Annotated in this window: 21 protein-coding genes and 1 riboswitch; of the genes, 7 read left to right on the forward strand and 14 right to left on the reverse strand. The window is 35.8% G+C overall.

Going from position 1 to position 23,683, the window contains the following annotated elements:
• From IGJ02_RS14090 to IGJ02_RS14105, 4 genes are all read left to right on the forward strand, one after another.
• Window positions 1-1,032 (forward strand): DUF4097 family beta strand repeat-containing protein, encoded by a 1,032-nt coding sequence (locus IGJ02_RS14090; protein WP_430602446.1) that lies wholly within the window; start codon window positions 1-3, stop codon window positions 1,030-1,032.
• A gap of 133 nt (window positions 1,033-1,165) precedes the next feature.
• The gene (locus IGJ02_RS14095) at window positions 1,166-1,816 is read left to right on the forward strand and encodes a phosphatase PAP2 family protein (protein ID WP_430602448.1); all 651 of its coding nucleotides are present in this window, start codon (window positions 1,166-1,168) and stop codon (window positions 1,814-1,816) included.
• A gap of 14 nt (window positions 1,817-1,830) precedes the next feature.
• Window positions 1,831-2,799: a TIGR01212 family radical SAM protein gene (locus tag IGJ02_RS14100; protein ID WP_010762532.1), complete on the forward strand. Its 969-nt coding sequence runs from the start codon at window positions 1,831-1,833 to the stop codon at window positions 2,797-2,799.
• The gene (locus IGJ02_RS14105) at window positions 2,799-3,362 is read left to right on the forward strand and encodes a class I SAM-dependent methyltransferase (protein ID WP_010762531.1); all 564 of its coding nucleotides are present in this window, start codon (window positions 2,799-2,801) and stop codon (window positions 3,360-3,362) included. Before IGJ02_RS14100 ends, IGJ02_RS14105 begins: the two co-directional genes overlap by 1 nt.
• A gap of 105 nt (window positions 3,363-3,467) precedes the next feature.
• Here IGJ02_RS14105 and IGJ02_RS14110 read toward each other — a convergent pair whose 3' ends face one another.
• A complete protein-coding gene (locus IGJ02_RS14110) occupies window positions 3,468-5,237 on the reverse strand; it encodes an ABC transporter ATP-binding protein (RefSeq protein ID WP_430602450.1) in 1,770 nt (589 codons plus the stop codon).
• Window positions 5,230-6,939, reverse strand: coding sequence for an ABC transporter ATP-binding protein (locus IGJ02_RS14115; protein ID WP_430602451.1), 1,710 nt, complete (start codon window positions 6,937-6,939; stop codon window positions 5,230-5,232). Before IGJ02_RS14115 ends, IGJ02_RS14110 begins: the two co-directional genes overlap by 8 nt.
• Window positions 6,940-7,165: 226 nt before the next feature.
• On the opposite strand from IGJ02_RS14115, the gene IGJ02_RS14120 reads away from it, so the two are divergent.
• Window positions 7,166-7,813, forward strand: coding sequence for a TetR/AcrR family transcriptional regulator C-terminal domain-containing protein (locus IGJ02_RS14120; RefSeq protein WP_430602452.1), 648 nt, complete (start codon window positions 7,166-7,168; stop codon window positions 7,811-7,813).
• Window positions 7,814-8,008: 195 nt separating this feature from the next.
• On the opposite strand, the gene IGJ02_RS14125 is transcribed toward IGJ02_RS14120, so the two are convergent.
• From IGJ02_RS14125 to IGJ02_RS14175, 11 genes are all read right to left on the reverse strand, one after another.
• Window positions 8,009-8,797 (reverse strand): alpha/beta hydrolase, encoded by a 789-nt coding sequence (locus IGJ02_RS14125; protein ID WP_430602453.1) that lies wholly within the window; start codon window positions 8,795-8,797, stop codon window positions 8,009-8,011.
• 235 nt (window positions 8,798-9,032) lie between these two features.
• Window positions 9,033-10,496, reverse strand: a complete 1,464-nt coding sequence (locus IGJ02_RS14130; RefSeq protein ID WP_010762526.1) for an MDR family MFS transporter — start codon at window positions 10,494-10,496, stop codon at window positions 9,033-9,035.
• Between the two features lie 372 nt (window positions 10,497-10,868).
• A complete protein-coding gene (gene metK / locus IGJ02_RS14135; protein WP_010762525.1) occupies window positions 10,869-12,056 on the reverse strand; it encodes a methionine adenosyltransferase in 1,188 nt (395 codons plus the stop codon).
• Window positions 12,054-12,169: riboswitch (SMK box riboswitch) on the reverse strand. It overlaps the preceding gene by 3 nt.
• A 242-nt stretch (window positions 12,170-12,411) precedes the next feature.
• Complete coding sequence (gene lepB / locus IGJ02_RS14140) at window positions 12,412-13,128, reverse strand: signal peptidase I (protein WP_430602454.1); 717 nt, start codon at window positions 13,126-13,128, stop codon at window positions 12,412-12,414.
• A gap of 12 nt (window positions 13,129-13,140) precedes the next feature.
• A complete protein-coding gene (locus IGJ02_RS14145; RefSeq protein WP_010762523.1) occupies window positions 13,141-13,803 on the reverse strand; it encodes a hypothetical protein in 663 nt (220 codons plus the stop codon).
• 30 nt (window positions 13,804-13,833) lie between these two features.
• The gene (locus IGJ02_RS14150) at window positions 13,834-14,904 is read right to left on the reverse strand and encodes a DUF916 and DUF3324 domain-containing protein (protein WP_010762522.1); all 1,071 of its coding nucleotides are present in this window, start codon (window positions 14,902-14,904) and stop codon (window positions 13,834-13,836) included.
• Between the two features lie 120 nt (window positions 14,905-15,024).
• Window positions 15,025-15,798 (reverse strand): WxL domain-containing protein, encoded by a 774-nt coding sequence (locus IGJ02_RS14155; RefSeq protein ID WP_010762521.1) that lies wholly within the window; start codon window positions 15,796-15,798, stop codon window positions 15,025-15,027.
• Between the two features lie 43 nt (window positions 15,799-15,841).
• On the reverse strand, window positions 15,842-16,651 hold the full coding sequence (locus tag IGJ02_RS14160; protein ID WP_430604120.1) for a WxL domain-containing protein: 810 nt from the start codon (window positions 16,649-16,651) through the stop codon (window positions 15,842-15,844).
• Window positions 16,651-17,004: an LPXTG cell wall anchor domain-containing protein gene (locus IGJ02_RS14165; RefSeq protein WP_010762519.1), complete on the reverse strand. Its 354-nt coding sequence runs from the start codon at window positions 17,002-17,004 to the stop codon at window positions 16,651-16,653. Before IGJ02_RS14165 ends, IGJ02_RS14160 begins: the two co-directional genes overlap by 1 nt.
• Before the next feature lie 22 nt (window positions 17,005-17,026).
• A complete protein-coding gene (locus tag IGJ02_RS14170) occupies window positions 17,027-20,455 on the reverse strand; it encodes an isopeptide-forming domain-containing fimbrial protein (RefSeq protein WP_430602455.1) in 3,429 nt (1,142 codons plus the stop codon).
• A 343-nt stretch (window positions 20,456-20,798) separates the two neighbouring features.
• Window positions 20,799-21,488 carry a winged helix-turn-helix domain-containing protein gene (locus IGJ02_RS14175; protein ID WP_430602456.1) on the reverse strand — a complete coding sequence of 230 codons (690 nt, stop codon included), beginning with the start codon at window positions 21,486-21,488 and terminating at the stop codon, window positions 20,799-20,801.
• A gap of 362 nt (window positions 21,489-21,850) precedes the next feature.
• Between IGJ02_RS14175 and IGJ02_RS14180 the strand changes: the two genes are divergently transcribed.
• Entirely contained in the window at window positions 21,851-22,069 is a 219-nt protein-coding gene (locus IGJ02_RS14180; protein WP_430602457.1) for a hypothetical protein, read from the forward strand.
• Between the two features lie 271 nt (window positions 22,070-22,340).
• Here IGJ02_RS14180 and IGJ02_RS14185 read toward each other — a convergent pair whose 3' ends face one another.
• Window positions 22,341-22,772, reverse strand: coding sequence for a hypothetical protein (locus IGJ02_RS14185; RefSeq protein ID WP_010762515.1), 432 nt, complete (start codon window positions 22,770-22,772; stop codon window positions 22,341-22,343).
• A gap of 447 nt (window positions 22,773-23,219) precedes the next feature.
• Here IGJ02_RS14185 and IGJ02_RS14190 point away from each other — a divergent pair, with 447 nt between their 5' ends.
• Window positions 23,220-23,660, forward strand: coding sequence for a MerR family transcriptional regulator (locus tag IGJ02_RS14190; protein WP_010762514.1), 441 nt, complete (start codon window positions 23,220-23,222; stop codon window positions 23,658-23,660).
• Window positions 23,661-23,683: the final 23 nt, after the last annotated feature.

Consider the following 23,683-nt stretch of genomic DNA (forward strand, 5'->3'; position numbering starts at 1 on the left):
ATGAAAAAGACAACTGCTTTTTTTCTAACCATTGGGGTTTTAGCCATGATCATCGGCGGAATCGGCAGTGCTGTCTATTTCAGACGCGCTGAAAATTCTATGACCGACACAAAAACGCAAACATATGAGATAAAAAACAAACAAAATACAAAAGAAATTCATCTTGATCTTTCAGGCAACGCAGATTTTTATATTCTCACTGAAAATTCAAATAAAATCACAATGAACACTCGAAGTTCTGTACCTGTTTCACTTAACAGTTCCTTAGACGTTAAAGAAAAAAATAATCAACTGACTGTTTCAGCAAATAGTAGCAAAAAAAAGAAAGAGTCAAACGGATTAAAATTTGATATTTTCGATCGTGGTTCTGCTGTAACCTTAACGATTCCTGATGATACTGAACGCATAGTCATCGACGGAAAAGCCAACGGATCAATCTATCTTTCAAACACTCGAACAAAGGATTTATCCATCTCAATGAGTAATGGGGATATCAACCTTAGTGATAGTAATTCAGAAAAATTAACAATCGAAACAACGAATGGTAATCTTAATGTTCATACCGATGTCCGAACAGATGATGCTTCATTCAAAACTACAAACGGCGAAATTCAACTAAATGATTTTGCTGCGTCTACTTGGTCTGCTGCCAGTACTTCTGGAGATATTTATATAAATAGTGTCAAAGGAATTGCTACAATCGAGACAACAAATGGTGAGATCCAGGCAACTGATCTTAAAGGCGAAGTCAAAGTTAAAAGTACCAATGGTGATTTTTCGTTATATGGAACAGAAATTCCCCAAAAATTACTCGTTGAATCCCAACAAGGAAGTATTGATCTACACACAGAAGAAATCTTATATGATGTAATGATCAAAACAAAAACTAAGTTGGGCGATAGTACGATTTTCGGAAAAGAGCGAACTTCCTACAAACGAGGAAAAGGTACAAAAGCACTCACTTTGGAAACAAATTCTGGAGATATTTCAGTTGAAGGTCCATCTGATTATCAAGATGGAGATGAGGAGTAACATTCTATTGAATTCAAAGCCTATACTTGAACTTTTAAAGTTTTCGTATAGGCTTCTTTTTTTGTGATTCTCAGATGTGTTCTTAATTATTTGATGTTATAATAAACTTTATCTAATCTGGAAAGGATATTTCATGAAAAATAAATTATATTATCAATTTGCTGGTAGCTGCTTTTTAGTTGTCTTTATGTTTTTAGGCTATGTAGTGCGTTTTTATTCTGGTTGGTTAAAAGGTTTCGATCAAACAATCACAACAATTGTACGAACACCATATCCTTCAGCGAACCAATTTTTTATTTGGTATACAAAGTTTGCTGATCCATTGACCATTGGGCTTTTGACTTTAGCCACTGCGTTTATACTATTTAGAGGAAAATATTATGCTGAAACTCTCTGGCTTTTAATCAATACAGCATTGATCGCTGGCATCGCAAACCCATTGATCAAGCTATTATTTATGCGCCCGCGTCCGGCCCTAAATCATTTAGTAACTGAGCATAGCTATAGTTTTCCTAGTGGACATTCAACTGGAAGCGTTCTGTTATATGGAACGATCATTTTATTGCTACCACAATTTATTAAGCAAAAAAACCTTTGTTTATTTTTACAAATTATCTTAGGTTTAGGCATTTTTCTGATCGGTATCAGCCGGATTTACGTTGGTGTTCATTTCCCTAGTGATGTTTTAGGTGGTTTTTGTTTTGGTTTAGCTTGGTTATTGATGACCTACCCGATTTATTTAGAAAAACGCTTTGTCTGGCGCTTTAAAAGTAAACAACAATAGAAAGAAGAAGAACGATGTCTAAATTTTTATATACGGAAGATCCTAATAAACGTTATCATACATGGAATTATGCCTTACGCGAACAATTTGGCGGTAAAATTTTTAAAGTCCCTTTAGATGGTGGCTTTGATTGTCCTAATCGAGATGGAACGGTAGCTAAGGGCGGTTGTACTTTTTGTAGTGTTTCAGGATCAGGCGATATGATCGTAGCGCCTAAAGATCCTTTACCCATTCAATTTCAAAAAGAAGTTCAGATGATGCACAAAAAGTGGCCGAATGTCGACCAATATATCGTCTATTTTCAAAATTTCACAAATACTCACGCGCCTGTTGAAGTGATTCGACATCGTTTTGAGCAAGTGGTCAATGAAAAAGGCGTTGTCGGCATTTCGATTGGTACTCGCCCAGATTGTCTGCCTGATGATGTTGTTGAGTATTTAGCAGAACTGAACCAGCGCTATTATTTATGGGTAGAATTAGGCTTACAGACTACCTATGAGAATACCAGCAATACAATCAACAGAGCACATGATTACCAAACTTATCTGGATGGTGTAGCAAAATTACGAAAACACAATATTCGCGTTTGTACGCATCTGATCAATGGCTTGCCTGGTGAAAGTTTAGAGATGATGAGAGAAAATGTTCGCCGAACGATTCTTGATTCAGATATTCAAGGAATCAAATTGCATCTACTTCACTTAATGACAAATACACGGATGTTAAGAGATTATCACGAAGGACGCTTGCAATTGATGACACGTGAAAACTATGTCCATGTTATTTGTGACCAACTGGAAATGATTCCACCAGAAATCGTAATCCATCGCCTAACTGGTGATGCTCCAACAGATACTTTGGTTGGTCCTATGTGGAGTTTAAAAAAATGGGAAGTATTAAATGCGATCGATGATGAAATGAAACGTCGGAATAGTTTCCAAGGATGCCAGAATGTTCGTATGGCTAAGGAGGTCCTTCATTAATGTTACAGACCGCACTTCGTTTTAGTCACACTCTTTTAAAAGAAGTTATTCAAAAAGGAGATACTGTTGTTGATGCTACGATGGGAAATGGTAACGATACAGCTTTTCTAGCTGATCTTGTTGGATCAACTGGTTTGGTTTATGCTTTTGATATTCAAGAACAAGCTCTGATAAATACTGAAAAAAAACTCACAGAACTAGGCTTAACGGATCACGTGTCTTTAGTTCATAAAGGGCATGAAACGATTAATCGAACCATTCCAGAAAAAACACAACTAACTGCTGCTATTTTTAATTTAGGCTATCTTCCTAAAAGTGATAAGCAAATTATCACAAAACCAGATACAACAAAAAAGGCTCTAGATGCCTTGCTTCCTCGTTTAGCACCCAAAGGTCGAATTATTATAGTCGTTTATTATGGGCATCTTGGTGGTGAAATGGAATTAACCCTTGTACAAAATTATTGCCAAGAGCTACCGCAAGAAACCTATAGCGTATTGACTTATCAGTTTATCAATCAGAAAAATAACCCACCAATTTTATTTTGTATTGAGAAAAAATAAATCTATCTTAACAACCTAAATAGAAAAACAAGGTGATTCTCCTACAAAAAAAGAATCACCTTGTTTTTTCAAGCTTTCTTAAAGAAAATAAACTACTTAACTATTTTATTCAAACACAAATTGATTATGATACAATTCCGAATAAAAACCTTCTTGTTTCAATAATTCATGATGGCTTCCTTCTTCGATCACTTCACCATTTCTTAGAACGACGATACGATCTGCATTTAAAATTGTTTTTAAGCGATGCGCAATCACAAAGCTCGTTCTGCCTTTGATTGCTTCATCCATTGCTTTTTGGATTTTGGCTTCTGTCACCGTATCTACGTTACTAGTTGCCTCATCCAAAATCAATAATGAAGGATTCGTAATGATGGTTCTAGCAATACTGATCAATTGTTTTTGACCTGTACTAAAAACATTATTTTCTTCAGTGATTTCTGTATCATAGCCGTTTTCTAACTCCATGATAAACTCATGGATATTCGCTTGTCTAGCTGCATTTATGATTTCCTCATTTGAAGCATCCGGATTACCAAACGCAATATTTGCTCGAATCGTTCCAGAAAATAAGACTGAATCTTGCAATACAATCCCCACATGAGAGCGTAAACTACTTAAATCGATCTCACGAATATCTGTTCCGTCAAAGGTAACTGAACCGTTATTTACATCATAAAAACGATTCAATAAATTCATGATCGTTGTTTTACCTGAGCCAGTTGGTCCAACTAAAGCGACCATTTCACCTTTTTTAACGTTAATTGTAACATCTTTTAAGATCGGCACTTCTGGATCATAACCAAAATCAACATGGTTCAAGGAAACTGATTCATTGACGCCATCGATTTCTTTTCCATCTTTTGGATTAATTTCATCCGGCTCATCAAACATTTCATTCAAACGACGAGCTCCTGTGATTGCTAACTGGATCATGCTGTATCCAGAAGAAATTTGCATCAACGGTTGATAATATTGTTGTGAATACTGAACAAATGTTACTACTAAACCTAAAGCAACTGTTTTTTCCAAGTCACCATTTAGCGCTAACCAACCACCAAAGAAAATCACAATAGCGGTATTTACAAGGGACATCCCCTGCATCATTGGGAATAGTAGACCAGAATATACTTGACCTTTAAAGGTTGCCTTACGCACTGTTTCATTATGTTCTAAAAATCCATCGATTGTTTCTTCTTGTAAACCATTTGTGATGATCACACGTTGTCCACTAATCTTTTCATCCATATAGCCGTTTAATTTACCGACTTCATCTTGTTGGATATCAACATATTTTCGTGCCTTGCTGATCACAACTACAGCAATCAAGATCGCTACAGGTGTAGAAGCAATCGTCGCCCAGGCTAATTGAACATTTTGACGGAACATCACAATCAAAATTCCTACAAACAATGCAGCATTCGTCAAAACTTGAAGCAATGCTTGATTCAAACTATTTTGAATATTATCCAAATCACTAGTAAAACGACTTAAAATTTCTCCATCTTGATGAGAGTCAAAGAAACGAATCGTTAATTTTTCTAATTTATTGAATAATCCAATACGCATCCGGTTTGTTGATTTTCCAACAACTTGAGTAAATAGTATGCTGTAAATAAAATTTGCTGCACTTGTCAGCACATAAAAAATCAATAACTTCCAGATAATATCAATAAATTTGCTTTTATCATCTGTTCCTTGCATCAAAGCACCCACATAATTGGCTAATTCTTGAATCGCTTCCCCAACAAATTGAGGTGCTTTAACTTGTAAATAGGTTGCAATAACAATTGTCACAAAGATAAACAAGAAGGAAAGTTTATACCGCTTTAAATAATGAAAAAAGAATTTACTAGCTCTTATTAAATCAGTCATTATTTTCATCCTTTCCTTTTTGTGTTTCGTAGATTTCTTGATAGATTGGGTTTGTTTTCGCTAATTCTTCATGCGTTCCCTCACCCACTAATTGGCCTTTATCTAAAACCAAAATACGATCTGCGTGAACAACTGAAGAAATCTTCTGTGCAATCACGATCGTCGTTGTTTCTTTTAAATCTTTATCCAATGCTTCTCTAACTAACCGTTCTGAACGAGCATCTAACGCACTTGTACTGTCGTCTAAAATCAAGATCTTAGGATCTCCGATCACACCTCGTGAAATAGATAAACGTTGTTTTTGTCCTCCCGAAAAGTTATTACTTCGTTCAGCAACTGGCGCTTCATATTGTAACGATAACTTCTCGATGAATTCTTTTGCTTGTGCAATCTCAGTTGCCCGCGACATATCAGATTCACTGGCATCTCTTTTTCCTTGGCGCAGATTTTGTGAAATCGTGCCAGAGAAAAGAATCGCTTTTTGTAACACGAAAGATACAGCTTTACGTAAACTGTGTTCATTGACTTCTTTCAAATCGATACCACCGACTTCTACTTTCCCCTCAGAAGGATCAAATAATCTAGGAATCAACTGAGCTAAGGTTGATTTACCTGCACCAGTAGCGCCTACGATTCCGACCATCTCACCAGGTTTTATAGAAAATGAAATATCTTTCAATGTATCTGAATCATCTCCTGGATAACGGAAACTAACATGTTCAAAAACTACACTGCCATCTAAATTTTGTTCTGGTACATCTTTATACGTAAGTGCTGGTACTGTATCCATGACTTCTTTGATCCGTTTGATTGAAACAGCTGCACGAGAAGTCATCATCATCATCATTCCACCGATAATGATTGCCATCATGATTTGCATTAAGTAACTCATAAATGACGCTATACTGCCAATAACGGTTGGATCGTCTTTGACTAAGTTACTAACTAGGAAAATCGATCCTACGACCGCTAGATTAGCTGCCAACATAAAAGATGGAATCATTACTGAAAAAAGCGTACCCACGATTAAATTATGTTTCGTCAATTCTTCACTGACTTTGGTGAAGCGATTTAACTCATTTTTCTCTTGTACAAAAGATTTAACTACACGAATCCCTAAAAGATTTTCTTTTGCTAAGCCATTTACTTTATCGATCAATGTTTGAATGATCATAAAATGTTTGCCCATTTGAGAAAATGATAATGCTGTGATAATGAACACTGCAATGACTAGTAAAACAATCACCCACCATAATTGCGGTAGTGTCATCATTGCTAGAATAAAACTACCGATAAACAGAATCGGGATTCTAAATAATGACTGTAGTGCGATCATGATCACGTTTTGAATTTGAGTCACATCATTTGTTAAACGAACAACTAAATTCCCCGCTGAAAACTCTTCGATATTTCCAAATGAGAATGTCTGGATCTTACGAAATGTTGCTTCACGAATATCTGCACTTACACCTTGTGCAACTTTTGCAGAATAAATCGTATTGAAAACACCAGCAATCAAGCCTAGACCTGCGATTCCAATTAAATATAACCCAAGCTCTTTCATTTGACTCTTATCATCTTTAATAATTGCTTCTAACACTTTTTGTAATAGTTTAGGCTGCCATAACGCTGACATGACCATGACAATAACGGTAATCAATGCTATGGTAACTTCCAGCTTGTACTTTTTTACATGTTCCATAATAATACTCACTTGTATCCCAACTTTCTTTGTAAAACTAGCCTTGTCCGATTCGTTGTGCAACTTTCAACGATCATTTAATGTTATTATGTGGTAATGTTAGATGCGCTGTCATCATTGACTTCACAAACTTAACACTGTAAAATTAGGCCGCATAACAATTTACCATTTTTAGAAATGAAATTCAAGAAGTTAGCTTATATTTTTAGATAAAAGGATGAGAAATTTGGAAGAAAAATTATCAAAAGAAAAAATCGTTCATGCAGCATTTCAATTATTAAGTGAAAATCCTGAATTAGAAAAATTATCCATGCGTAAAGTCGCTCAAAAACTTGGGATTCAAGCTCCTGCGATTTATTGGCATGTAGAAAATAAACAGGCGCTACTTCAAAGTATGGCCGAAGAGATAGAAAATCATTTTATACCACCAAAACCGAAAAAAAACTGGAAAGAAACCCTATATGCTTATATGGAAAATTACTATGAATTGTATCAACAATATCCATGCGCTATTGAAATCGAAATTCAAACAATTCCTTCATACCCCTCTCGTTTAAGAAATCTCGATGCCATTCTAGGTATTCTTAATAAAGCTGGATTTTCCATCGAATTAAGTTATATGACAATCACCTCTTTACAGCATTTACTATTTGGCATGCTGATGGATTCTGCCGAGGAGAAGAAATTATATAATAAAGTCATGGCTGGCGACGACTATTTGAAAAAGCAAATTATCTTGATGAAACAATATGTTCAAGAACATGAGCTGAATAATATCAGCGAAAGTATTCAATATCGGCAAAAAGAAAAGCAAAAAGATTTTTTTATGAAAACATTGCGGGTGTTTTTGAATGGGTTAGATACATTCATCTAATAGTAAGTACGCAAAAAAGAGCGCACATCAAAACTAAAAAACAGTTTTGTTTCGCGCTCTAAATCCGAATAAACGGCGAGAAAAAAGCAGCTCCTTCGGAAATAAGCTGAAATTCACAAAAATTTGAAAAGCAATTTTCGTGAATTCCCTCTTATTTCTCGGAGCTAAACGCTTTTGTCTCGGCCTATTTTTTATTTATTTCCCTAAAGGTAGCCACTCTAGCACCCGTTGAATCCAAGCATCCCAAAAAATCCAATCATGGTTACCAGGACCTGTTTCAAATGTATACTCGATATTATGAGCTGTCAGAGCTTCCGCCATTTTTTTATTTCCATGTAAAAGTAGATCCTCTTCACCGCAGCAAAGAAAAATATTCGGTGCTTTTTTACCACTTGCAGCTAACTGATCTAGTAAAAACATGGGATCATTAATCGATCCTTGAACCTTTTCTAACGGACCAAAAATTCCTTCCCAAAACTTTCTCCCTTTGACCGCTAACAAATCTTCTATTCTGTCAGCAAGATTCACAGCACCTGATAAGGAAGCCATAGCACCAAAGTTTTCAGGTTTAGTTAGTCCCAATTTTAGAGCACCATATCCGCCCATTGAGAGTCCTACAGCAAACGTTTTTTCTCTTTTCGTTGTTATTTGGGGAAATAATTCCTGACAGATAGCCGGCAGTTCTTCCGAAATAAACGTCCAGTAATTCATTTCATAAGTTGTATCCGTGTACCAACCAAGATCTGTAGATGGCATGATCACAGCCAAACCTAAATCTGAAACATAACGTTCTATTGATGTCCGGCGTTCCCACACACTATGATTTCCACCCATCCCATGAAGTAGATACATAACAGGGACATCAGTAGAATTTCCTTTTGTCGCTGAACCGATTTTTTTCTCCGTTTTTTGAGGCAAGATAACATTCATTGATACTTCCATTTCTAATACGTTTGAATAAATATTTGCTTGTAGAAAAGCCATTCAACATCCCTCATTTTTTGTTTTCTTTTATTGTAGCATTAATTTGAGTATTTTTTGACTAAAAAAAAACTCGTTCTTCTTAGAAGAACGAGCAGAGGAGGAGTTAAAAATGAAAAATAATTGTGCTAAAAGTTGTTTGCTTTTGGTATAGCTAAATCATACAAAGTAACTATGAACTTTTTATGTCAAAATTACGCATTATATGGTCTTTTTTTCTAAAGAAAAAGTAACTCCTCTACTTAGCTATTTTCTTTTTAACACTTACATTTAAAATAATCGCAGCAATGATCAATCCAATTCCAACTACATACACATTATGAAGACCTGCATACAGCATACCACGCAAAGGTTTTAATAAATCTGCTGAAATCGTGTTCGCCGTATGTGGATTAACAAGTTGATTCATCACATCAGGATCGACTTTTAACGAACTTTTCGCCAGTTCTGAAGTTGTCACTGCATTAATAATAACCCCAAAAATCGACACCATCAACGTTTGTCCGATGGTTCTAGCCAATGTGTTAAATGACGTTGCAACACCCATCTCAGACGGATCCACACTACTTTGAGCAGTCACAGTTGTTGTTGTGATCGTAATCCCAAAGCCAACTCCTAAAACAGAAGAAATTGCGAAGAACCAGACAAATGAAATGGTCGCTGGAACCAACACTAAGAAAATACCACCTAACAAAGTAATACTCAAGCCAATAGTCAGCACTCTTTTGGTTGTATGTTTCTCCATTAAATTACTGGCAATAAACGATCCTACCATCCATAAAATCGACATTGGTGCTAATACCAAGCCACCAATTCCTGCGCTTTTACCTAAAACGCCTTGCATCCACATTGGAATATATACTTCCACACCCATCAAAAAACCGCTGATCAAAGCTGCTACGATATTAACGATCACAAACGTGGAATTTTTAAATAGCATCAAATCGATAACAGGATCTTTGGCTCTTTTTTCCACAAAGATAAATCCAATGAAGAATAAAACAGACGCCCCCAAACACAGGAATACTTTTAAACTAAAACCGCCATCACCAATTAATTGGAATCCTAATAATAGCGTTAATAAAACGAACATCAGCTGAACACTACCTAAAATATCCATTGGTACTTTAGATTTCTCTCTTTTCGGCTCCACTAAAAAATAAGCAATCAAGCCCATCAAGACAAGTCCTATCGGTACATTAATGAAGAAAATCCAATGCCAACCAACTGTATCTACAATAAATCCACCTGCAAGCGGACCAAAAATACTGGCAATTCCCCAAGCTGCACTATTCAGACCTAACATTTTTGCACGCTTGTCAATTGAATAGATATCAGCCAAAATCGTCAAAGCAACTGGCATTATTGCCCCTGCCCCGATTCCTTGAATTGCTCGAGCAATAATCAAGGTAATCATATTTTGTGCTAAGCCGCAAAGTGACGAACCGATAATAAAAATAATAATTCCAATCATGAATATCGGTTTACGCCCAATTTTATCTGCTAGCTTTCCGTAAATCGGTGTTAACATTGCATTGGTTAATAAGTAAATAGAAAAGACCCAGTTCATAATTTCCATGCCGTGCAGTGATCCTACGATCGTTGGCATCGCTGTTGAAACGATCGTTCCTTCGATTGCTGTCATAAACGTTGCAACGAAAACGCTGATTGTTACAAGTTTGACGTTTGTTTTTCTTTCCATGTATCTCCATCCTTTTTGATATTTTTTGTTTAATAAAGTTACTTATGAATTCATTTACAGAGTTTTGTTAGTACGATTGTGAGGCTTTACATTATTATTAGCGTTTTTAGATTTGTTGCTACTTACTTCATGGTTTTATGGCTAGTTGACTTCTATTTGTTTTTTTGTTTATGGCGTTTGGTGGTTACAAGCACTTCTGTTGCTGACTGCTATTGGTTATTCGGGATTACAGCGTTTGGTGATTCACTAGTAAGGTGACTACGCTCCCTTTGATCGCCTAGTACTGCTCATCATCTGCTCTGCACTGCGCAGCAGTCGCAGTGATTTGCAGCAAAACGGCGCCACTAATTTTCATTAGTAGCGCCGCCTCGTTTACTCCATCAAGCTTTTCTTGATTGCATCGACTTTATCCGTCTGCTCCCAAGGTAGTTCAATGTCTGTACGACCAAAATGACCATATGCTGCCGTTTGTTTGTAGATTGGACGGCGTAGATCAAGCATTTCAATTATTCCTGCTGGACGCAGGTCAAAGTTTTCTCTAACGGCTTTAATCAATTTGCTTTCTGGTACATTACTTGTCCCGAAAGTATTGATTGAAATCGATACGGGGTGTGCTACACCAATCGCATAAGCCAATTGTACTTCAACTTTTCCAGCTAAACCAGCTGCAACGATATTTTTAGCAATGTATCGAGCGGCATAGCTTGCAGAACGATCGACTTTTGTCGCGTCTTTACCTGAAAAAGCACCGCCACCGTGGCGAGCATAACCTCCGTAAGTATCGACAATTATTTTACGTCCGGTCAAACCAGCATCACCTTGTGGTCCACCAATAACAAAGCGACCTGTCGGATTAATAAAGTATTTTGTTTCTTCATCTAATAAATCTGCTGGGATCACTTCTTCAATAACGAATTTTTTTACGTCTGCTTGAATCTGCTCCAGCGTAGCTTCTTCATCATGTTGTGTACTGATTACGACGGTATCTACACGTTGTGGTTTACCATTTTCATCGTATTCCACTGTGACTTGCGATTTTGCATCTGGGCGTAAATAAGGAAGTTTTTCTTCTTTACGCAATTGTGCTAAACGGCGCACAAGTTTGTGACTTAACGAAATCGGTAAAGGCATTAGTTCTGGTGTCTCATCTACTGCAAAACCAAACATCAATCCTTGATCTCCAGCACCAATATCATCTTTAGTATCTTTGTCACCACGTGTTTCTAGCGCATCATCTACACCTTGTGCAATATCTGGCGATTGCTCATCAATTGCAACCAGAACTGCAACAGTGTCTCCATCAAAACCATATTTAGCTCGAGTATAGCCAATATCTTTCAGTGTTTGACGAACGACTTTTTGAATATCTACATAAGCTGTAGTAGAAATCTCTCCAAAAACTAAAACTAACCCAGTTGTAACGCTTGTTTCGCATGCCACACGGGCTTTAGGATCTTGTTCTAAAATCGCATCTAGTATTGCATCACTCACTTGGTCAGCAACCTTATCCGGATGTCCTTCAGAAACAGATTCTGATGTAAATAAATGTCTCTCTGTCATAATGTATTCCCCCTAGTTGTATTCGGTTACAAGGCATCTTTGTCAAGCAATCAAAGCATTACATATACTTTTATACAGCTCTAAACAAATCCTTTCGGGAACTTGCAACGTTTCAATTATAACAGATATCACTATAAAAAACTCGTTTTTTAACTGACTTTATTTTTTTACTAAAAAACATAAGGCTGGGACAAAACTCTTCGAGTTAGATCCCAGCCCCTTAAAATCCAAATAAACGATGGTAAAAAAAAGCAACCCTATTAAACTCCAATCAGATTTTCATATCTTACGAAGAACGAAGTGATTCGATGATGCATACTACAAGACGTATTTCAGGTCCTTGTTTCCTTATAAGTTATTTAACTTTCTGAATTTTATGCAACGGTAAAACCCTCATTTCCACTTTTCCGATAAGCTCTTTTTCATCCACTAATTTGTAATAGCGACTGTCGGTGGCATAAGGACGGTTGTCTCCTAAAACAAGGTACTTTCCTTTAGGAATAGTTGGATTACCAGTCAATGCTTTTAATGTAAAATCTTCTGTATAAATCATTCCATCTTGTTCAAATTGTCTTTTATAATCTGCAATAAAGCTTTCGTCTTTTTCTTGTTCATCAATAAAGAGCTGTCCATTTTTATAGTATAAACTATCACCTGGACACCCGATAATTCGACGGACAGATTTATCCTTTGAATTTGGCACCTTGATATAAACAAGATCAAACCGCTTTATTTGGGCCATTTTATTGACTATAACAACATCGCCATCTTCTAACGTCTCACTCATCGAATAACCTTCTACCCTTGCAAAAGTGAATGTAAAAAGAGAAGTAATATATAAAATGCTCAGTGTCACAATCAGAGTTAATACTATTTCAAAAAAAAGAATAGTTAATTTTTTAAATCTTTTTTTTCGTTTCGTTACTTTCTTTTTCCTATGGTTATTCGGTCTAGTGTTCCTTTGGTTCTTCTGTGCTTTTTTAGAAATTCTTTGGGGTACTTTGACTGATTTTTTTTGCCCTGACTTCTTCTTAACATCTCTATTCTCTTTTTTATGAGTTGTTTTTTTCATAAAATCACCAGGCTATTTTTTATTTACCAACGCATTTTTATTAATATTAAAGTAGTGAACAACTTCTTCATGATTTTTCTTAACTGTGGCTAAATCCATTTCAAATTCATTCAAAAGAGTCTCATTTTTAAAGAAATCGTTTGGTTGAGAGGACAAATTAATCCCTAACTCTTTCATTGATTTGTAGTACTTGTTCAATTTCTTTTGTCCAGCCTCGCTGTTTCTAATTGTTGCTTTGTAGATACCATAACTAGATAGCTGTCCTGCTAGCAACTTGATATTTTTCCCTGATTTCACGTCATTCTCTGTCGCCTTTGCTGTTTTCAGTTCATTTTCTAGATTATCCATTAAGTAGTACCCTTGAACTACCGCCTTAGAATCTTTCTGACTTAAATGCATTGCTTGGTAATACAAAGAATAACCTGCTGTAAATCCAGAGAGTAAAAAGAGTATGATTAAGGCCGTGCCCCAGTTACGCTGCTTTTTACTTTTCTGTAACAACTTTCTGACTTTATATTTCTTTTGTTTACGTTTTTTCTTACTTACTTTTGTTCTTTTTACTTTCTTCAAAGCCTTTTTCGTTTGAGTCATCAGATAAAAAGAAATACCTGAGAATACTAAACCGATACTGGCTAGAGACAAAGAAATAATAAAAAACCAATCTAATATTGTCATTTCTTTACCTCCTCACTGTCTCCGTTTTAGTTATTTTCTTGACTTCTTTTTTCTTGCTAGCTTTTTTTTTGCTTGTTTCTTTTTGACGATCGTTCTGATTACTAGAAAAATAATTACTGCTAAAACAACGACCCCACCGATAATCCCTGCGATTAATTTCCAGTTGAACGTTTGAACATCTTCTAAACCAGCATCCTGATTATTGAACTTATCTGCTTCCTCATCTGTGATTTTAAAGTTTTCATCCCAGTTCCATTTTTTGTCCCCAGCTGTTACAAGGATCTTCGCACGGTAATTTCCCGCTACCATCCGATCTCCTTCCATACTAACTGGAAAATTGATCAATGTATTGGGTGCCATTCGCATACCTGAACGTTTAGTTTCATATAATACTTCGTCACTATCCTCTTTCATGATCTGAACTTGTGTTGTCATGTTTTCTAAATAAGCTGCTTCAACATTAGAAAAGTTGACGAAAAAGGTATTTCTAAAGTTATTTAAATCAACATACACTTTGTTTAATTCTAAATTTGGTAGTATTTCTTTATCTGTTTCTGTAAGGATCATCCCAATAACATAAGCATATTTGTTGATAACTCCTGTTTTTTTCGGTTCATTTTTCTGTTCTTTTTCAACTTTTTGAAGTTGAATCCCACCTGCAATCATTCCATCGAATGAGGCTTCTGGCATATTTATTTCTATGTCAATATCCTGTTCACCTTTTGCTGGTACTTTAACTGTCTCAGGTGCTTTAACTATTTTTTCAAAATCATATTTTAGCGACTTATCATTTTTTATTGTCGTTGGACCGTATTCTACAACTCCGTTCGCATTTGTTTTTGTACTATTGAGTTTTACAGAGACTTCGATTTCTTCTGCAGCTAAATTTTTGATTTTGATTTTGACCGTTTGTTTTTGACCAGGCGTCATCCTTAAATCAAAGTAACCTGCCCCTGTATCTCTTTGATTGTCCGGTTTAATTGATTCATATGTAAAGCCAGTTGCGTTGCCGCTACTGCTGTCTTCTGCATAGGTTGTGACTGGCAGAAATACTGCTATAATAACTGTTGTTAATAAAAATAATAGATTCTTTTTATTCATCGATATCCCTCTCTTTAAAAAGGCAGAGACAGAAATACTTTTTAATTTCTGTCTCGCCATTCATTTGAAACATGACTACTTAAAGCATCATTTATAATCCAACCTATTATTTAGTTTAAATTATAATACTTCAGCAATTGACCAAGTGATTTCAGCTGTGTAAGTATCAGCTAATAAAATATTTGTATTTGGTACAGTTAATTTAACAGAGTCAGCTGTTGTATCAGCAGTTCCGTCACCATATTGACCAAATTCAATTGTATAAGTTCCGATACCTTTTGAGGCATCTTTGTTTTCTAATACTGGAACTGAATCTCCAGTACCTGTTCCTGCTGCATCAGGTGCTAATTGAAATCCTGCAACTGTAGTCGCTGGCCATTGAGCCGCTGGATCTTTAGAAGTGATTACTGCATTTGAATAGTCAATTGTAGCACCTTTCAAGAAAGTACCGGCATTTGCGCCCGCTTCAAATTGTTTTGTTAATTGTGCACTTACTGTATATTTATGGTTTGCTGTACCACGTACGTCTGTGAATTGAACAAAGTTTCCACGAGTGATATCGCCATCAGCATTTTTTGCTGGAATTGCTGCTGCATAATATTCAGGGTTTTCTGCAAAAGCTTTAACTTTATCAGTACCAAAATCCAATTTTGTTACAGCATCGATACTGAATGAACCGCGATCTGGGTTAATGATGATTGGTTCTTTTGGTTCTACGATTGGTTTCTCTGGATCTTCCGGGTCAACTATATCTTTAGGATCGTTATCTTCTGTAAAAGTCATTGTACCCTCTGCTGCTTGTGATTTTGCTTCAGCGTTTGCTGCTGCTGGTAAAGATAAGCTTGCTCCTACTACTGCTAATAAAGCTACTGAACATAATGTTTTTGTTTTCATGTGTGTTTCCTCCTAGTATTGTGTGTGTTTGTGTGTGTGTTATTTATGGCAACTCGGCTAATATCCAAGTTAACACCGTAGTGTACGGTACCGGCTCAACTATAGCTGTTCCCGGTATCGATAATGAAACTGCTCTATTTTGATAGACAGGTTTTTGATCAAAGATTGGATCAAGCACTGCTTGCCCTTCCTTATCCAGTCTTGGCTCTAAGGTGTTCTTTTGGTTACTATTATTTTCTTCTGATGCACCAAAGGAAATTGTCCAAGTTCCACTGCCCTGTCCTGAACTAGCTTGAGCTAAATTGTATGAAGCGCCCACATTGTCTATGTTAATAATTTCTTTTGACAACTGTGGAGCCTCACTAAGGTTTTTGGTAGAATTCACCCAAGATTTATCTAGTGAAAGCATTGCGCCTTTGATTTCTTTATTTTTTGTATCATTGTTGGTGAATTGCATTTCTTGACGAAGCTGTAAAGTCCAACCTGTCGGCTTTTGTCTCAAGTCAGTAACCTGAACAAAATTCCCTCTAGGCTTCGTTGCACCAAAGAAATTTTGGGCATTCGCGTAATAGACTTCATCTTTATTAGAAATTTTATTCTGGTAAAAATCGAATCTTGGCACAAAATCGATTCTTAAATCTCCCTCTAATTTAGGAGATTCACCAGGATCAACAATTTCACCCGGTTTTTCAGGGTCAACAATATTTTGAGGATATTCTCCCTCAAATTTAATGGTGCCAGAACCATTGATTGATCCCGTTTCAGCATAAACCTGAGTGTGTCCCCATGATAATGAAGATAATACTGCGAGCGATAAAATAAGTGACGAAATTAGTTTAGATTTTTTTTCCATCATTCATCCCGCCCTTCATGCTCTTTCTTACGTTTCCAGAAAAACAGAAGTAAACCAATCACTACTAAAGCAATCCCTGTAAAGACAAGACTTGTCTTTACCATCTCACCTGTACTTGGATAACGACCAACAGGTTTCACCACTTTTGGTTCACTTGTTGATGGTTCTAATATAGAAGAAGATTCTGTTGTACTGGAGATTTCAGTTGAAGAACTCTCTTCATAAAAGCTGATGACACCATTAGTTTGAACTTCTCCTCCATTTGCTTTAGCCGCAGCATTCAGTGGATAGGTGAGTGCCAACGTTAACGCAAAAGTAAAGGAGATGATTGTAGATTTGATTATTTTTTTCATAAATTAAAAATCTCCTTTACTCTTATGGAGTATCGCCCAATTCCCAGAGGATCTCACCTTGGTAAGTACCTAATGCTTTTACATCTTGAGCTGAGGTTTCAAATTTGAAGCCATCTCCAGATTCAGACCACGTATCACTAATGTTATAGGTTGTTTCTGCTGTTGAAGCATTAGCATTTTGTATCATAATATCCTGAGCACCGCCATTCAAGGTGATCTCCTTATTTTTGTAAACATATTTGAGCGCACCATCCAATGTGTATTCTGGTACATCAGGATTCTGGTTTGTCATCGGCGTTGTAAGTTTGGCAGTCAATGACCATCCTTTTTTATTGGCTCGGCTGTCTTTGATCACTAAATCTGCTCCACGATGTTCAGCAGAATTGATACGAGTCTTCTTCCCTTGATACTTCACGCTGCCAAAGTCAATCTCTGTTGGTGCAGAAGCTACTTCTAGAACACCAAAGACTGTGCCACCAGGGTTTTTAGCTTCCTGAGAGGTGGCATTGTAAGTTTCATGTTTAGCATCTGGATCAATCGGACCTTCAACAAATGGCATTTCTCTTGGTGAATCACCAACTATATCTGCTATATTACTAATTACAGTCCCTACAGCAGAAGAAGCAACTTGGGCTTTAAAGGTGATAACTGATGATTCCCCAGATGCTAGATTTCCCAATTTAACTGTTAATACTCGTGAGTTAGAATCATAGGAATAATCTTTTGGCGTTTCAGCAGCAACTCCGTCAATTTTGATTTCAGCCGTTGCTGGATCAAAATCTAAGCCTGAAGGAATCGTATCTGTCACAACAGTATTCGCCCATAATGTAGTATAGGACTCTTCTTTATTGTTTTTAGCTGTTAACGTGTACGTCAAGTTATCACCAACTTGCGTTGTAGCGCCTCCTGAAGAAGTAACTGTTTTTTCCATCAGTGGTTTATCGGGAAGAACATCTTCTACTGTATACTTTGTTGCAGCTTTAAACGTTGCATCACGATAGGTCATATTTGCTGCTGGATTGATATTACCAGTATCACTATTAGTTGATGGTGCTGCTGGAGTTAGTGTTTCAGTAACTCTCCCAGCATTATCTTCTAAGAAAATTTGGATTGTATCGCCTTTTTCTAAATAATGAGGTAGATTGTATGTCCATGTTCCATCGTCATTAACAGTGCCTACCGCACTCTGACGAACACCGTTGATATCAAGGTAAATTTTTGCTTTTGGTTCAGCCTCTTTACCACTTAGCTGTTTCATTGCATTTGTTACCTTACCACCCGTTACAACTGCCGGTTCTGGAGGTGTAACATCAATAACTGTTGTTACTTCATCAGGTTCCGATAGCCACGGACCTCTAATTGCATGAGCACTGATTTGTTTACCAGCAATATTGAATTTTGTATCAGTAAATGGTGCTAAACCATCATCTAAAGTTGATGCGGTGTGTGCATCATTGAAAGTATCTGTATATGTGACAGATGCTTGACCTTTAGAAGCATACACTGGAACTAAAACAACGTTACCATTTTCATCAAAGTCGTCTGACGGAGTCATCCCAATTTTGACCTTTGCTTGATATGTTTTATCTGCATCAGTCACTGGTGTCCATTCCATCGTAGGCTTAGAATTCATCCCTGTAATTCTTCGATAGTTTGCGTATCTAAACGTTTGTAACCCTGGTTCAGAAGTAGTAATCACATTCGTACCAGTAGAAGTGAAGTTTGTAACTAAAGCATAGGTTTCTTGCGAAGGTCCAGACATATCCTTACCAACAGTCCATAAGTCAATATCAGAATCATTTATATTGAATGTTTGTGTTGCAACAGCTGTCATTGCAATCGCTCTTCCACTGTTGTTTCGGTTTCGAATATCATATCCTTTAGGTGAATTTAACGTTAGTGAGCGATTGTTTCCACCATTTAAACCAACAACTCCTCCAGTCGTATTCCCAACAACATATAAACTTCCTGTTGGTTCAACAACTACTGAAGCATCATTTGAAGAATACTGAAGAACTTCACCTGTTCCGCGACTCAGCAAATTGACTACTGCATTTGCTTTTACAGTCATAACTCCCGGATTATCAAATCTTACAGAATTTCCAGCCATATTGGCATTATAAATCGAGTTTTCTCCAACCTCTAATTCTTTATAGTAACTGAATACAGATGGATAAGTCGGGTTGTTCCCTCTATTTTGTAGGTAAATATAACTATGCTTTCCTACAATATATTTCTGAGCCGCACCCGTATCTGTTCCTGAGGAATTTTGCTCATACCAGACCAAAGACCAAGGCGATGTTGTATTTACGCCATACCATTCTGTCCCATCTTCAATAATGACGCTTCCCGCATAAAAGTTTTCAGACGTTGTGTATAGGGTCATTTTCCCGTAAACTGTGATTTCACTACGTGTACCACGAATCAAACGGGCAATTTTTTCACCATTGACCTCTTCAAAACTACGAATATCTCCAACTCTAAAGTACCAGTTTCTTGCAGAAGCAGTCCCATTATTTCCCATGATAAATGCCCAACTATAAGTTCCACCATTGTAACCAGCATCAGTTACATTTTGCTTGATAGACATGTTATGCACATGGACAAAACCAATTCCATCTGTTGGTGTACCTGCTAAACGAAGTGTTTGATCATTTAAATCAAGTAAAAAACCACCACCATCAATTTCAATGGACTTGGATCTTTCACCCAGGTTTCCAGCAGCTCCGCTCACGGCTCTGTTTGAGATATTATTTATCATCGTAATTTTTGTAACAGCATTATTCTGATAAGCAAGTTTAAAATCTGCCCAAGTATCAACTGTTACTGAATTTTGTGATGGGTCAAAACCAAATCTAGTATTAGCCGCTTCATTTGCTGCAGCCTTTTCTTCCGGTGTAGCTGGAATTGGTCCGCTAATCTCATCTCTGGTTATTCCAGTTCTTGTGGTTTTAAGCAAAGATAGGTTATCCGCTAAAATATTTTCATCTAGCTTAGTCTTTTTTTCAGAAAAACTTAGTTTACTAGTTGCCAACTCTTCCCCTGCTGAATTAGACAGTACGAGCTTGCCTGTTTCAGCCTGATTTAATGGCCTAACTATAAAACTGATTTTTAAAGACTCCTCATAACTTTTGGTTGTAAGTTTAACACTCGTTTCATCCACAGCTTCTATTGATACTGTCCCATCATAGTTATCAGAAAGACCAGCTAATAATTCATCGGCTTTTACTTCATAAACTCCTTCAAACGAAAGCTTTAGCTGTTCATTTTTCGGTTCAGAAATCGTTAATGTTACTGGTATTTCCCCAGATTCATTTATTGATTCAGTTTTAATGGAAAATTTTTCTTCTGAAGCTTTCGTAAGTGTAGTATTATGCCATACAACCGTACAGAGAATTCCCACCAATAAAACCAATCCAAAAACAATATAAGACTTTTTTCCGATTTTCATATATTCTCAACTCCTCCCCTAACATTTTTGGTACGTCTGTCTTAAAAGAACGTACAATCTATTTCTATTTTTCTTGCCAATTGTTTAAATTTTTGATACATTCACAATGCAGGGGAAAATTAGCGCTCATTTTTTTACTAGTCTATGGAGAATGGCTGTTCTCTATATAGACGTTAGTAAAAGAGCACTGATTTTCTCTATTTTGTTATGATCAACAGTTGGTTTGAAAAAAAGAAAACATATTTTGTTTTTTGTCACCGTCATTGTCTTGTTTTTTTAGATCAACCGCCATGACATTGCTACTTACTTTTCTAATTAGATTATTCTATAAACAGGGATTAAACTATACAGTTAACTTATAGCCTTTTGAACGAACTGTTTTAATATATTTTGGATGCGCAGCATCTTCTTCAATTTTTTGTCTTAAATGGAAAATTAAATTTGATACGCGATATTGCTTATCATTTCCTTCATTCTCCCAAACTTTTTTGTAAATCTCTTCATAAGAAACTGCCACACCCTTTTTTGTTTCTAGAAATTCAATCGTTTTAAATTCTAACTTTGTTAAATTGATCTCTTCACCATTTAAAAGGACACTATAATTACAAGGACGTAATTGGATTTTTTGAGTATCAAGCATCTTGTCTGTGGGTTCTTCGGCAATCGGATATGCTCGATTATATCTATCGAATGCATTGAACATCAAAAGCTTACACTCTTCTGGGTCACATTCTTGATCGATTATACCGTCAGCACCCAGTTGTAAATAAACAATATGATTCATTTTATTGCTCTGTTGTGAGATCACCCAGATAAAAGGATCTTGTTTTTTCTTTAACAGAAGAAGCAGTTCGCAAATCACACCAATATTTTGTGCATTCTGTTCGTTAAGTATAATACCGTCATAATGCCCAATTTTTTCAGTAATTTCATTTTTATTGATTGGATACACATTTAATTGAGTGCTTTTTAGTGAATCTATGTATTTTTGTTCATCTTCGTTGTCAAGCAAGACAAAACCTATGTTGTACATATAGTAGTTCCCCTTTATGATTTCGTTATTAGATTAGCCATTTGTATCGATATTACGCATATTCGTACCACATAAATGTCAGAAAAGTTATAAATTCAATATAAAATTAATATACTTACCAAACTAAAATAAGTTTAATCTATTTTATTTGCCAAGTCTATACAATTATAATCTTTTATTTATCATATTTTTGATAAATAACACAAATATTTGAGAATTATGTGAGTATTATATCGTTTCCTATTGTTTTTCCTAGTGTTTTTCTTAAATATTTATTGGAGATAATAGCGATTTATAACATTCTCTCGATGCTTGATCCATATTTATGAGAAATGCTACAATAATTAGAAAGGAAGGATAAAATGAACAGAAAAAAGAAACTTGATACTTTATTGAAGTGCTTTAATGAGGATAAAAAATCTATAACAGATGGTTATTATCGAATTAGAACAATCATTAAACAGACGATAGAATTGGCTTATATCGGTTTAGGTCTCCGTGGTAAAAGTGTTGTTACACCTCAAATTATAATTTCAATAGCCGACGGGCAAGCGATCACATTAACAGTGATTGGTATGTAATATTTCTCGCAAATTTTCTTACAACGAGATCCTAAGAACGCTCAAGTAATCGACCAAGCACTAGATTCACTGACAGAAAAATTCTTAACAAAAATATAGAAAAAAATACCAAAGCCAACAGAATACTTGCCTTGGTATTTTATTTATTTTGAAATAAATAATTAAAAAAACTACAAAATGAATGGAATTAAAACCAGATGATATCAATTTTCGATACTTATTAGGGCAACTGAACGATGTTTTCTACTAATTTATAGGATGTCTATCTAATTTACATTTTATGTACACTATGTGCACTTTGAATACCACCACAAGCTTCTTTACATGCTTGATTAATTAATTCAAATGAACTCTCTGTACTATTCAAACCACGTTTGTACTTGATTTCATCAATCACTTCACACTTGTCGTTTAATGCTTCCAACCAAAAATAGATTCCTTCTTTATAGGCATCTAAACCTTCTAACAAGATTTTTGTTGCTTCTTTTTCGCCATAAAATACTAAGTTTTTTCTAAAACTTTCTTCTTCTACAAAGAACCGATTAACATTACTGCGGCAAAATAAATACGTATCTTTCCCTCTTCTGTTAATGGCTTGGCTACAGCTGTTCTCTTGTACTTCCTTAGAAATGGCATTAAAAATCTCATTGTAGACTTCAACTCGTTGCATTACTGACAAAATCATATCCGTGTAACTAAACATAATGCTCTCTCCTCCCATATCTAAGCAGCTAAAAACGCTGACTTAAGTTCATTATAGTATCTCTCAATCTCTTATATCAAGTAATATGCTATTAAAATGAATTTTATTTGTCATTTTTTTCATTCCTATGTCTATTTTTTTTCTACTTTAAAACAAAAAAAAAGCCCATTCCCCAGTGTTTATAAGGAAATTAAGCATTTTTTATTTTTTTTGACACTATCTAAATGCAATTATTTTTCTATTTGGTTTATTACCTATTTATCTCGTATTTTTACATATTTAAGGATTTTATTCATTATAAAGATAAAAAAATATTGATCTATTTATAAGAATTATACACATTATCAGGAATCTATAAAACCATAACGCTCACTGAGCAAAAAAACTAATTTGGGTTATTGACATTGGAGCATGCTCCAATGTTAAGATAGTTTTGAGGTGATTGCAATGGAAAAAAGACGAACCATCAAAGAAATTTCTCAGCAAGTCCATTTGAGCGAAGATACGATCAGATATTATGAGAAAGAACAATTGATCCAACCGCAACGTGGGGAAAATAATTATCGGCTTTATGGCCAAGATGAATTCGCGCGTCTAAAGTATATCTCGGTTATGAAGTATGCTCATTTTTCTTTAAAAGAGATGAAAGAATTACTGCAATTATTTGATCAGCCCGTCTCTTTAGAATGCAACAACCGTAGTCGTGAACTTATGGCGAACAAGATCACTGATCTAGAAACAACGATCAAACATTACCAATTGATCATTGACTCAATAAAGTCATTGCCAATTCCTGAAACCTATGAAGAATGCGAAACAAACTACGAACAAATGAAAAAAGAACTAGCAGAATTTTCAGATACAATCTTTGAAGACCTGCATCCTTAAATTTATTATCCGGAGGCGTTACA

The organism is Enterococcus sp. DIV0724b, assembly GCF_050531475.1.
Taxonomy (GTDB): domain Bacteria; phylum Bacillota; class Bacilli; order Lactobacillales; family Enterococcaceae; genus Enterococcus_L; species Enterococcus_L haemoperoxidus.